Annotated in this window: 11 protein-coding genes; 3 read left to right on the top strand and 8 right to left on the bottom strand. The window is 45.0% G+C overall.

All coding sequences use genetic code 11. The features are described from left to right. Positions 1 to 760 (bottom strand): helix-turn-helix transcriptional regulator (locus tag AACQ21_RS17165; protein ID WP_181185583.1); only part of this gene is annotated, 760 nt, incomplete at its 3' end. 14 nt (positions 761 to 774) lie between these two features. Further along, the gene (locus AACQ21_RS17160; protein WP_013868139.1) at positions 775 to 1,326 is read right to left on the bottom strand and encodes a YbhB/YbcL family Raf kinase inhibitor-like protein; all 552 of its coding nucleotides are present in this window, start codon (positions 1,324 to 1,326) and stop codon (positions 775 to 777) included. A 275-nt stretch (positions 1,327 to 1,601) separates the two neighbouring features. On the opposite strand from AACQ21_RS17160, the gene AACQ21_RS17155 reads away from it, so the two are divergent. Then, positions 1,602 to 3,071: a serine protease gene (locus tag AACQ21_RS17155; RefSeq protein ID WP_105977333.1), complete on the top strand. Its 1,470-nt coding sequence runs from the start codon at positions 1,602 to 1,604 to the stop codon at positions 3,069 to 3,071. Positions 3,072 to 3,124: 53 nt separating this feature from the next. Here AACQ21_RS17155 and AACQ21_RS17150 read toward each other — a convergent pair whose 3' ends face one another. The 5 genes from AACQ21_RS17150 to AACQ21_RS17130 form a co-directional block, all read right to left on the bottom strand. Further along, entirely contained in the window at positions 3,125 to 3,541 is a 417-nt protein-coding gene (locus AACQ21_RS17150; protein ID WP_105977332.1) for a MarR family winged helix-turn-helix transcriptional regulator, read from the bottom strand. Next, positions 3,541 to 4,428, bottom strand: coding sequence for a CDF family Co(II)/Ni(II) efflux transporter DmeF (dmeF, locus tag AACQ21_RS17145; RefSeq protein ID WP_105977331.1), 888 nt, complete (start codon positions 4,426 to 4,428; stop codon positions 3,541 to 3,543). The genes AACQ21_RS17150 and dmeF overlap by 1 nt, the downstream gene beginning before the upstream one ends. Before the next feature lie 234 nt (positions 4,429 to 4,662). Continuing rightward, entirely contained in the window at positions 4,663 to 5,184 is a 522-nt protein-coding gene (locus tag AACQ21_RS17140) for a DUF2058 domain-containing protein (RefSeq protein ID WP_026027777.1), read from the bottom strand. 83 nt (positions 5,185 to 5,267) lie between these two features. After that, positions 5,268 to 6,215, bottom strand: a complete 948-nt coding sequence (locus AACQ21_RS17135; protein ID WP_258174237.1) for a hypothetical protein — start codon at positions 6,213 to 6,215, stop codon at positions 5,268 to 5,270. After that, positions 6,216 to 7,544 (bottom strand): sphingomyelin phosphodiesterase, encoded by a 1,329-nt coding sequence (locus AACQ21_RS17130; RefSeq protein WP_105977330.1) that lies wholly within the window; start codon positions 7,542 to 7,544, stop codon positions 6,216 to 6,218. A gap of 196 nt (positions 7,545 to 7,740) precedes the next feature. Here AACQ21_RS17130 and AACQ21_RS17125 point away from each other — a divergent pair, with 196 nt between their 5' ends. Continuing rightward, positions 7,741 to 8,271 (top strand): RNA methyltransferase, encoded by a 531-nt coding sequence (locus AACQ21_RS17125; RefSeq protein WP_374956407.1) that lies wholly within the window; start codon positions 7,741 to 7,743, stop codon positions 8,269 to 8,271. A 96-nt stretch (positions 8,272 to 8,367) separates the two neighbouring features. Here the strand turns inward: AACQ21_RS17125 and AACQ21_RS17120 are convergent, their stop codons facing one another. Beyond that, the gene (locus tag AACQ21_RS17120; RefSeq protein ID WP_105977328.1) at positions 8,368 to 11,286 is read right to left on the bottom strand and encodes an alkaline phosphatase family protein; all 2,919 of its coding nucleotides are present in this window, start codon (positions 11,284 to 11,286) and stop codon (positions 8,368 to 8,370) included. 234 nt (positions 11,287 to 11,520) lie between these two features. Here AACQ21_RS17120 and AACQ21_RS17115 point away from each other — a divergent pair, with 234 nt between their 5' ends. Next, positions 11,521 to 13,077 carry a methyl-accepting chemotaxis protein gene (locus AACQ21_RS17115; RefSeq protein ID WP_105977327.1) on the top strand — a complete coding sequence of 519 codons (1,557 nt, stop codon included), beginning with the start codon at positions 11,521 to 11,523 and terminating at the stop codon, positions 13,075 to 13,077. Positions 13,078 to 13,117 lie beyond the last annotated feature (40 nt).

Here is a 13,117-nt window from a genome sequence, read left to right as displayed (position 1 = left end):
AATACGCTTTGGGGCTTAAACCAAACTGACTGCGAAAGCGTTGATTAAATCGCTGTTCCGATTGGTAGCCGCAACACTGTGCCAATATCGCTATATTTCGTTGGCCACTTTGCATTAAGTTCAGCGCGTGATTCACACGCACTTCAGCCAAAACCTCACGGTAACGGGTGCCATGTTGCTTTAAGCGTCGAATTAAGGTCGCGCGGCTCATGGCAAAGTGCGTTGCTACCCGCTCAAGCGGATGTTCTTCTTCTGGTGACTGGGCGAGGTAGTTTCTCAGCTTCTGCTCAAAGGGTAGAGAATTACTCTCAAAGAGCCAATGCAGCGCACCTTGCTCAGCCAATTGTTGATATAACACCATCAGTAGGTAGGCTTGGGTTTCTTGGCTGATTAACGAAAGATCGAACGAGGCGAGCGCATTGAGCGAACTTTTCAGTGAAGAGTTGATTGAAATCACAGGCCACATAACTGGGCGATCATGACTTGCGCTTAACGCAAGCATCGCCTCGGTCGGGCGGTAGGTGAAACTGAACAGCCTTGACGAGAAGTAACCGTGTTCTGGTAAATTTTCGAAACTGAGCGAAGCTGAGGCCTCACACAACAATAACGAAGTGCTCGATAGATTAGTGGCCTCTTCTTTATGAAACAGTTTTTTACTGCCAGATTGGATCTGAATCAAGCTTGGAGAGTGAATCCTCACATTTCTCAGCCTTTGTTGCTGAGCGGCTCGAAAGGTGGTGACTTGGTATTGGTGATTCATCACTCCCCCATGAATTAGCGTGTATAGGTTGCGGTCAGCGTCGCTTTTTCTAACGCCAAACTATTGAGGGTAAAACCAACCACCGCAGGTGATACATCGGCCGCCAAATTGAGCTTTTCCGTCGGGAGAGCCCATACCGTAAACTGGTAACGGTGCATTCCGTGCCCTTCTGGCGGACAAGCACCACCAAAACCAACGCTGCCATAATCGATACGTGTTTCTATTGCACCGAGCTTTTTGACTTCAACCCCACGTGCTAGCTCACTCACTGTCGCTGGAATATCCAGCGCAATCCAATGCCAAAAGCCACTTCCTGTCGGAGCATCTGGATCAAAAGCCGTAATAGCAAAGCTTTTGGTTCCTTGAGGTGCATCAGTCCAAATTAAGTGCGGCGAAAGATTCTCCCCAGCACAACCCCAGCCTGAAAATTCAAAGGTTTTTGCCATCGGGTGGCCTTCTTGGATATCACGGCTACTGAGTTGCAGAGCGTTTGCCATCCCTGTAAATAATAAGCTGGTGGTTAACGTCGTGGTGACGATGGCCGAGCTAAAAATCGTCGAGTTCATTGTTTTCTCCTATGAATAAGTTCATGAACAAGTCTAGCAGCATCACCCATGCAACATCCGACAGAACGTATCATTTTAACGCCTTAAAGATTGAATAGTGATACTTTTTGTTGAGTCTATGCCTCTACCATCATCGAGAGACTACTGGAGAGGACTGCTATTGACAATATTACGCACAATTAAGTTTACACACATATCGAGACTATTTTTGAGCCAATACTCTCATAGGCTCATATGCTTTATGAGGCATTTATTGCCACATAGAGGAGATCAAAATGCAATTATCAATACGTCTACTTGGCTTAATAGCAGCAGTGGTGTTGAGTTCTACTCAAGCGACTGCTTCAATAGAAAAAGAATCACTCCCCACCATTGCGGATAAAGTAATCCATCCGCATTCTTTAACAACCCACCAATCTCTAACCACTCACTATCCAATCCATTCGCCGGGAGCCAGCTTTATTAAGGTCCACTTTGATAAGTTTCAACTCAGCAAAGGGGGAAGCGTCACACTACGCTCTCCACACAGCAATGAAAGTATCACCTACGACAGTTCAGAGAACGGGCCTTTATTTGCCCGCTCGATTAATGGGGATAGCGTTATCGTGGAGTGGAAAACCGGTGAACATCCTGACCAAGCACAGATCTCAATTGACTATTTTATGGCAGGGAATGAAAGTGCCACGTTATCACAACCGAACCTAGCCGCTGATAACTCTGGGTTGTTTTCAACCTGTGGCATCAATGAAAGAAAAGATGTTGCTTGTTGGAGCGACTCACACCCTGAAAAAGTGGCGTGGAGTAGCGCCGTAGCAAGGCTACTGATTGATGGCCGTAGCTTATGCACGGCTTGGCGTGTCGGGCCCAATAATCACATGATCACCAATAACCACTGTGTATCAACAGCCTCTGAACTAAAAAATACTGAAGTATGGTTTAATTACCAACGCACGACTTGCGGCGGTAGCTTGGATACCACAGTAAAAGTCATGGGCAATCAGTTATTAAGCACCGATTATACCTTGGACTACACATTATTCACGGTGGCTAATTTCGAGCAGCTAGGACAATTTAGTTACTTAGGCTTAGACAATTCAGAGCCCAGCTTCGGCACGGGTATTTATATTCCACAACACGGCGCTGGTAACCCCAAAGAGTTGGCGATAGAAAGCGATCAAAATGGCTCTGGCATGTGCCAAATTGATATAGCCTCTACCAATGGTCGTGGTTCCAATACCGACACTGGATATTTTTGTGACACCATTGGCGGCTCTTCTGGTTCACCTGTATTAACTTCTGAGAGCCATAAAGTCATTGCACTACACCACTTTGGGGGATGTGAAAACCAAGGGGTCAAAATCAGCAAAATTTGGCCTCAGGTTGCACCATTCTTTGATAACCAGTTGCCCGTAGGGAAAAAAGGAGGCACTCCACCTCCGCAAGATGGCGTCATCCAACGTGGGCAAAGCATTACTGGCATCACCTTGAGTAAAGGCCAACAAAAGCGATTCATTTTACCTGCAGTAGAACGTCAAACCTCGGTTAAAGTCTCGATAACCTCAGGGCAAGGTGATGCCGATCTCTACACTCTTTCTGGAAATCCACCGACCAAAAGAGTCTTTGATTGTCGGCCTTATCAATCTGGCAATAATGAGCAATGTCTAGCAGAGCCAAAAGCTGAAGATCTGCATATCATGATCGATGCATACTCGAATTTTTCTGATGTAACATTACAGGTAGAATAAAACAGAAAATTAGCTGACCAACCACTTGCAAGTCGCAAGTGGTTGGTCATAGTTTAAAACTCTTGGTTCATTTTTAGCAGGCTGTTGAGTAATACTGTTTCTTCGTTTGCATCCAAGTGCCTCGTCAGATCTTTCACTAACTCCACATGCAACTGATTATGCTGACGATGAATTTTCTGCCCTTCGGCGGTTAAAGTCACGACAATCGATCTTCTGTCATCTGGGTGCGCGCCGCGTTCAATCAACTTAGCATTCACTAACTTCTCTATTTGAACGGTGAGCGTACCGGTTGTGATACCGAGTTTTTGCGCTAACTCTTTCATTCTCAGCGCGCCATGAATACCTAACACTTCGATGGTGTGGATCTGTGCCAAAGAGTAGCCTGTTTCTCGCACCACAGATTGCTCCCATGAGGACATCTTGTCGTAAAATTCGGTTAATTGTTGATTCAGTTTTTCGATATTACTCATCATGCCATCGGGTGAACTTCAAGGGTAAGGTGGTGGATTTTATCAAACTTCGCCAATATTTGTTTGTATTCTGCCACGGTTTTATCAACCTGAGATTCTAAGATAATCGCAGCTGAGTAGTGATGACCGCTGATTTTCCAAATATGGATATCTTTAATCACCGCAAATTCTGCTAGCTCTTCTTCAATTAAACGTCGATAGGGTTGCTCGATGCTTTCATCTAATAAAATGGGGCTCGTCTGTTTGACAAGACCCATGGTCCACTTAGCAATCACGGCAGCGCCGATGATGCCCACAACCGAATCTAACCAGTTCCAGCCATAATATTTTCCAAACAAGAGCGCCACAATCGCCAAAAGAGAAGTCAAGGTGTCGGCAAGCACGTGTAAATAGGCAGCTCGCAAATTGTGATCGTGATGGTCATGGTCATGGTCACCATGGTGATGGTTATCATGCAACAATAGCATGCTCACTAAATTCACCAGCAAGCCAATGATGGCGACAATAATCGCTTCATTAAATTGAATCGCTTCGGGATTGAATAAACGATGAATTGATTCCACCACCATCAGCAACGCCACAATGCCTAATGCAATCGCACTGGTGTAGCCTCCCAACACACTCACTTTACCGGTACCGAATGAGAACTTATCACTGTGTGCATGCTTTCTGGCATAACGGTAAGCAAACAGCGTAATGCAGAAAGCAGCCGCATGAGTTCCCATATGCCAACCGTCAGCAAGCAGGGCCATCGAACCGAAAATAGTACCAGAAATGATCTCCGCTACCATGGTGACAAGCGTGAGCAAAAGAACGTAAAACGTGCGTTTCTCATTTTGGTCTACGCTAGCGATAAAGTTATGACGATGCTCGGTAGTAAACTGCAAAATCCCACTCACTTAGTTTGATTATCAAAATATTTGAGTTGAATTTAGTTTGACAATCAAACATTGTCAATAGACTCAGGCGAGGAAGTTGAAATGAATGGAAATGAATGAACCGAGCGGATTTCGGCAGCTTCAGGCAGCGAAAGAGTCCGTAACACGAGTGGAAAAAGAGGGCGAAGCGAGAAGCAGAGACAGGAAGATGCCCTCTTTGTTGAAGAAAGAGGGCTAAAAGGATTACCACATCAAATCATCAGGTACCACGAAATCCGCGTACGGATCATCTTCAGCAGGTAGAGATTCATCGGCGGTTTTATTTTCGATAATGCTCTCTTCATCACGCATGAAGATTTTATCAGCCACTACACCCGGGATGACAGCATAGCCGTCTTCATAACGCGCGATAGCCAGAATTCCTTTGCTCAGTTGGTCGCGAACCAGTGAATCGACATAAAGTGACTTCACCAACTTACCATCAACAAAGTTGTATTTGATTTCACCGTGTTTTAGATCCAGCTTGTTCATTTCAATAAGTTGTTTTACTTGAGCGCGAATTTCTTTGCTCAACAACTGCTCTTTTTGCTGTTTATTCAGTGCCTTGTCGCGCTCTTGTTGCTCGACTTTATTCGCTTCTACTGCGGCTTTCACTTCACGTGCTTGCACGCGCGATTTTTTAGAGCTCTTTTTCGCTTTGCTGAGTTTTTTGGCGTTGACTAAACCCGCTTTTAGCATTTGCTCTTGTAGAGATAAGGTTGCCATGATCAATCCAAGTCAGTTATTTGCTCGTGAGTTTAACGGTTCATGGCGAGTGAATAAAGAGCGCTGTGTTTATCTTATTCATCCTAGTGAGCAAAAAATGCTTTTCTAAACTCATAACGCTGCTTTGCCGCGTAGCGCACCCACTCTTCTGTCGAAAGGGTGGCATAGGTTGTCTTTCTCTGGTTTGAGAGCGTCTTTTCTAACTGCGCTAACGCTTGCTGGTAGTCAATGACTTGAGCAGCCTGCGCTTGTTGCTCGATTTGGCGATGGGCCACCTCACTGCGCTCATGTTCATTTAAGTAAAGTTCGGCCAAACCTTGCTGTACTTCCAAGCGTTGTTCTAAGGATAAATGTTGAGGGATCAGCCGAATCGCTTGTTCATAGCGTGCATTACCTGTGTTCAATGAAAAGGTATCCCATTGATATTGATGCTGTGTAAGCCGCTGTTCAATGCTCTGCAACGCCTCTTCTACGGAAGCAATACCTTCGTAGTCATTGGGTTGCTGTACAAAATCATAATAGGCGTACTGATCGGCAAACAAGATATCCGCTTGTTGCCCCCATACTTGTTGATCAATCGATTTTACATAAGCCATTTTGTCACCTAATTCCGTATCCTGACTGATGAGTTCCATTCCAAGCAGCGCGTCACGTTGCGCCTGTTTTTGCCAATAGAGTGCGACCAGCTCATAGCGTTCATGGGGCAACTGCGCTTGTAATTGTTGTAGCCGCGCAGCACACACATTTTGCTGACGACACTGCTGCCAAAACTGCTCTATTCTCTCTCTTAGCGCTTTGCCTATTTCTGTTTGCAACATTTCACCAACGAGTGTCCACTCTTCATGGGTTTGATGATCGCGATTAGCCACCAAAGCAACGCCACTTTGCTCTGGCAAACGCACCGTGCCCGGCAGTGCAACCTCAATTCTATTGGGGGGTGTTTGGATAGTGGGAAACTCATCCCTCTTCACCCACCAATAACTTGCGCTGCCGACTAAGGCAACGCAGATCAATAACCTAACCCAACGCATCTAGCGGATCTCAGCTTTAACCGGGAAGTGATCCGATAAATTGTAATGCTGCCATAAACGCTCGTCCGTGGTTCTTGGCACCAGCACAGTATTGCGGTTTTGTTGTTCGCTTGGTTGTGCAAACTCTTGACTTACCACCACATAATCAAGGTACTCCACGTTTTCACCACCGGATAAGGGTTCTCCTGCAAAATCATTGATACGCGGATCAAACGTTGATTCGGTATAGCCTGCGTAGCTAGGTTCGGTTGACGCAAGATTCGCGAGCATGTTTTGATAGTCATCGGCAAATTTACGTTTATTCACGTTAAAATCACCGCCATAAATCACCGTTTCTGTGCTGGGAATAGAGAACGATTGCGCAAAACTGCGCATCTGTCTGAACTGACGTTGGCGATAATCGCGAGCGGTATCGGTATCAAACGAGGCAGTATGCGTTGCAAACAGATGATAAGCCTGACCATTTTTGATGATTTCAGCATAATTCACTCCTTTATCAGCAAAACAGTCAGTTCCCGAGCAATCAGGGAAAACATACTGTCCTTGGTTAACAATTGGGTAGCGGCTGACGATGATCACTCCGCCGTCATGGATATTCACCCCAGACTTATCGAGCATTTTCGTTTGGTACGGATACTCTTTTGCCAGCTCTCGAAGAAAGGCATCACGCCCCGCAGCAAACACTTCTTGCAGCATTACGGCATCATATCCTTTGATGTGCTGAGGGATGATAGCAAAACGCTCAGCAATATTTGAAGCAATCACAGGTAACGCCCAAACGTTATAGGTCATCACTTTTAAGCTCTCAGCGTCGGGTGTTTCTTCTGTATTCGTTGGCGTAATGGTGTAATAAATATCGTCGTAACGAGTGGTGCTGACGGATTTAAACGCAAGCTCGGTTGGACGTTCAATCAACTGCGTTGAGTAATAACGGTGAACCGCACGATCATTTTGCCACTGAAGAGGAATATCTCGTGCTTGTACCCCATGCTCAATGCTTGAGTTATACCAATGACCTTCCATCTTCTGCTGTAAAGAGAAAACCTGCCCTTGCGGCAAAGTCACCATGGTTTCAAATTGGTACGTTTTGCCAGATTCCACCCCTTGCCAGCGGTTAAAGCTGAGCACCATTTTGGTTTCCCACGGGCCTAACGTTTCACTGTGTTGCTGCCATTCACTGCCTTGTTGCAACTGATCAGATCCGGTCTGTTTCACAGTAATAGACATCGGCAGCGCAGAGTTATTGGTTAAATAAATATCGGTGTCCGCCAATACCGCATGAGCAGCAAGAGACAACCCAAATAGCATGACTTTATTAATAATCTTCACGTTTTCATCCTTTAACTGTGAAAAAATAAATTAAGCCATCCCCCTATGAAATATTGATGTAAGAAATACGACAGTTTGAGTACTCCAAGAAAGGTCACGAAAAATATAAAAACTATTGAACGATTTATCGATATTTTTTCTTTCAAGGCAAATTTTAGCGTTATACTGCCCGCCCCAAATTGTGAGAGGATTTTTTGTGGAACGTGAAATGTCAGTGATCATTGGTTTGTGTAACCCTAAAAGCCCAACCAACGTAGGTGGTGTGATGCGCGCGGCAGGTTGCTACCAAGCGTGCGCGGTTCGCTACAGTGGTGAGCGTTATGATCGCGCAGTGAAATTTCAAACCGACACAAAAAACATTCAAAGTAAAATCCCGCTCACCGCGATGGTAGAGATCACGCAGGACTTGCCAAGTGAGATGAAAATCGTCTGTGTTGAACTGGCAGAAGGGGCTACACCACTGCCCGAGTTTATTCACCCGGAAAAAGCGCTGTATGTGTTTGGCCCTGAAGATGGTTCTATTCCACAAGAGATAGTTAACCAAGCCAGCGAGGTTGTATACATCCCAACAATTGGTTGCATGAATTTGGCCGCGAGCGTCAATGTGCTGCTGTATGATCGCTTGGCAAAATCCAAGCTCGATATTGACCACAGCCAACGTATTCTGAGCAGCCGAGATGTGAAAAATCGTTTGAAGTTTAAACGTACTGAACAACCTGCCACTTAAGGCTGCAATCGAAGCCAATGAAACAAGCGAACGTTCTTCACTCAATAGAGCATAACGCTCACTTATTTCATTGGCAGTCATAACGGCCAACTCTCGCTAACGAATATCCAACTGTTTAAGAACCGACGGATAACCCCAACCATCTTCACCAACTTTAACTTCGTCTCCCGTTAAATAGTGATAAAGAGTGGGCGCAAGTGAGCCATTTTCGACTGAACCGAGCGGCGTGGCTTGATTGCCAATCGGGCTCCCCCAAAAACCGATAAAAGCATCTTTTTCTAGATAGCTTTCACCCGCATGACGCCCCGGAACTTTAGTATTAAAGCCAACGCCCTCTTTAGGAAATAGGTTAATGGTGCCCGCACGGTCGTCTTCATAAATAGCAGCGAGCTGATTAACCGAATCTGGACGGGGCGTAAAACGTGTTAACTCTCGCCACTGCGCACTTGAGCACCACGTCTCAGCTTGATTCGCTTTAGCGTGATAAACACAACGTTCGACGAGTTGTGCATAATGTTCTAGCTCGTCAGATGAAGGAGGCGACAAATAAGCATTTAGCTGCTGAACGCCAAGCAGCAATGGCTGTTCCGATTTAGCAAAATAGCGCAGTTTATCACCCTTTTTTTCAATCCATTCATCCACTCGTTTACCTTGCCGCTCGCCAACCAACCGTACAGAACAGTCCGTTAAATCACATGGTTTTTCTCTCACAACTAAATAATCTAGGCTTTCAGCAAGTCGCGCTACGGTTTCATCGATCACATCAACCTGCTGCCCTGGCTTAGAATGGATCGGTTGCCAACGGATCAACTCTTGATAAACCGGTTGAACTTCCCATCCAGCTTCTGCATTAAAGAAATCCATCATAAAATTTCCACCCGCAGTGGAAGCGACGACCACATCAATCCCTTTGTTTGACGGCGCGTTAATCGCATTCGTCATTTTTGGCCCTTCTCCCTCATCCGATGAGATTTTCTTCACCTTGAGTTTTATTCCCAGTTGCGACGCTAGCGGTTCAAAGATCTGTTTTTCTGGATTGAGGGAGAAATAAACAGGCGCTAAACCATGATCGCCAGCCATGCCCCATAACGTGCGGTTATATACTCCCGCATCTTGATAGGTTGCTTCTATTTGCGCTAGCCAGTAATCGAGGCGGTTTAGTTCCCCAGTTGGCATGATGACTTCATCGCTGAATGGGCCGCTAAAATGAGCAAAATGATCCGGCCATGGATTATAAATCAGCGTATAGTCGGGCATTCCTTTCAGTTCTTTTTGTGCAAGTTGTTTCAACTGGTGAGCAAGCACTTGATGGCGAGTCCAGCGAGTATAAAAATCCCACTTGCTTATCTGCTGATAGCGCGTGAACTCTTCAACTAATGTCGCTCGCAACTGTTGGAGTTCACGTTCGACAATCGCGCGCTCTTTCAGCTCACGCACACACCGCTTTTCACCAAAATCACGTAGTGCCTCACCCGCCCCCAAATTCACTAAACCATCATAAGTGGTGTGAGCATTCCAATCGTATTGCGCATTGCAGTTGAGGGTGTTGAGGTAAGCGAGGCGATCAAACATCGTTTGTACTTGGTTTTTAACCAGTAAGCGATCAAGCTGCAGTGCATCATTACCAAAAAAGTAATAAGCACGGTCGGTTGGGCGATCAACAAAGTGGAAATTGGGTATGCCAGTACCACCTTGGCCGGACACCTTAGCTCCTGTTTTTATGATCGGTAAATTACGCACACTGATCGTTGGTGTTGATGAAATGCCCACTTGAGTAATAGAAGCGCGATGATCACGATACAAGCGTTTAAAAAACGGCAAGTAATGTGGATCGTGATAAGGCTGCTCAGCCAATATCTGCATGAAACGTACTTGTTGCTGATGTTCAGGTTGAACCACCTCCATTGAAGAGGGCTTAGTGCTCAATCGATTGTTGTGATCTTGGTGAGCTTTGCGGATAAATGGCTTACTCGGGTCAACCAAACCTTCGATCAGCCCTTGTTGCAAACCATCCACGGTGATCTGCACTGCCATACGACGTTGTTGCTGAGAGCGGAGAAACGCAATCAATGCTTGAGGATCATCATCAAATGCTTTTTGTAACCAGGAATTTAGTGCTTGTTCACGCTCTTGCTGATAGACAAATTGGCGGTAGCCTTTTAATACGTTCATACGCACAAAATCAATCAAAGTAACCGTGATTGCCTCTGCTTTGTTGTTCACACGTGCTGTATTTTCTGGCTTTGCATCTTCTAATACCCCAAAAAGGGCTTGCTTCATCTCTCCTTCATCCATCCCATTAGCAGCCTGACTAATAATTTGGATCACTATCGGTTGGATTTTATTAATCAGTAATCGATCGGGTTCACTTGACGTCAGATATTGATAGTGATCCGGCAATCTCTCAAGCTGTTGCCACTCACCAATTTCAACCAAGGCATCATACACCGTCACCATGGCCGCAATAAATTGGGCATCCACTTTAATCCCTTCATGATGCCCTTGATCTTTAATATTTTCTTTTTGTTCACTCACCACCTCTTCCCCATAATGGTAGAGGCTATGCTCGAATCCCTTTAAAACCTTTGCGTCATAAACAGTACTTAAATACTGTTTAAATACATCATCATTTTCTAACCCCGTATAACGATCATAATATTGATATAAAAAATAGCCCAGCGGGATGGCGTAAGTTGGGTTAGAAATTTGTGCAATAACGCGAGCTTTTGTTTTTGCATCTAAAGGCAACATAAGGATATAGCTATCGAGTGTTACCCCGGCGATGGTAAATAAGGTCGAATCACGGGCAAAGCGCGTTGAATAGCTTAAAGACGACGCCATTTGATTTTTCAATATTTGCGCCGAATTGAACAGCCCGCCAACCACAGGCGCATCACTAATAGCAGCGAAAGAAGTTGATGAAAGTAAAGAAGTTAAGAGTAACGCGATGGGTTTTAGCCGCCCAAAAGAATAAAATATCATACTGTTTTCCCTACAGTTATTGCATATGCACATTGTGGCAAGCTTACTCGTAAGGTCAAGCCGTAAGTTATATTTACGTTATAAATCTGCCATATATCCATATCAAAAGTAATGATACCAATTAGGTATTCTATATTGGTTAATTCTATTGCGTTCTTAGCGATTCGAATCTATAACAGTGGAAACAAAAATAATAAATAACACCCTCATCTAACGCTAGAGAAACTTGGCTTAATTTGTTTTTAACTTATTTAATTCGAGGTAATCATGCGTACCAACCAACCTGTCACACAAAAAGAAGTCAAGTTTCCACCTAGCTATAACTTATTATCGGTCACTAAACCAAGCAGCCATATCACTTATGCCAGTAAAGAGTTTTGTGAAGTGGCGGGCTACTCATTAGAAGAGCTTATCAACCAGCCTCACAACCTAGTTCGTCACCCAGACATGCCAGCAGAAGCGTTTAAAGATATGTGGGAGCATTTAAAACGCGGCCAATCTTGGATGGGTATCGTCAAAAATAGATGTAAAAATGGCGATCATTATTGGGTTGATGCGTTTGCTTCTCCGATAGTCGAAAATGGCAAAACGGTTGAGTTTCAGTCGGTACGTTTATGTCCAAGTCGAGAACACATCACCAGCGCAGAAAAAATCTACGCGCAGCTTAAAGCAGGCAAAACACCCAGGCAGTTAAAGCTGCCTCGGACTCGCCTGTGGCAACGTTTGGCCACCGCTTTAGTCCCCATTGCAGGCATCAGTTTTGTGGCTGATACTCTTCTTCCGGGAATAGGCTTAGTATTGATGTTATTACTGTCCATGGTTGCAGGTTATTATTTAACTCGCCGTTTGGAATCGCTCAGTGCCGAAGCACGCAAGATATTTGATAACCCACTAATGGAATTGGTGTATAACGGCCATATTGATGACATTTCTGAAATCAAACTTGCGTTAAAAATGCGCCAATCCGAACTCAATGCTGTGGTGGGACGCATTCAAGATTCAAACCAACAAATTGGTGAAGCCGCCAATTCATCTTCAAAAAACTGCAAAACAACTGCGACCAATTTAGAAGGTCAAACACGAGAAACAGAACAAGTTGCCGCCGCGATCAATGAAATGCACTCTACCGCGAATGAAATTGCACAAAATGCGCAAAGTGCATCAGACGCAACAGAGAAAGCAAAATTGGCCGCCGAAGAAGGTATGGATTCGGTAAAAGATACATTGAATGCAATGCAACAGCTCGCAACCCAACTAGACAGCGCCTCATCGGTTGTCACACAATTGGCAGACCACGGAAAAACCATTGGCCAAGTGTTAATTGTGATCCAATCTGTCGCTGAGCAAACCAACCTGCTGGCACTTAACGCAGCTATTGAAGCTGCTCGGGCTGGCGAGCAAGGCCGTGGATTTGCGGTCGTTGCCGACGAAGTTCGCACCTTGGCACAACGCAGCCATGAGTCCACTAAAGAGATCCAAAATGTCATTGCGCTGATTCAAACCAGCACCCACCAAGCTGTCGATGCGATGCATGAAGGCGCACAGTTATCTAAATTATGTGTTAATAGTGCTAATGTCTCTGGCGATAAACTCAATATGCTACTTACACAAGTGATTGATATTACGGATAGAAATGAACAAATTGCCACCGCCGTAGAAGAGATGGCACGCGTGACTGAAGATATGAACTCAAGCGTTCAATCGATCAGTGATGTCTGTGTTGCGACCAATATTTTGGCCAGTGATACACGAGATGAATGTGAGGATTTAGTGGTAAACCTTAGCTCTCAAGGCACATTAGTTCGCCAATTCCGACGGTTATAATTTTATGTCCTACTAGCCCTAACGAGGGCTAGTCAGTTTA

This window comes from Vibrio sp. V01_P9A10T6 (assembly GCF_963877065.1).
Lineage (GTDB): Bacteria > Pseudomonadota > Gammaproteobacteria > Enterobacterales > Vibrionaceae > Vibrio > Vibrio anguillarum.
This window is presented reverse-complemented; position numbering and strand designations above follow the sequence as displayed.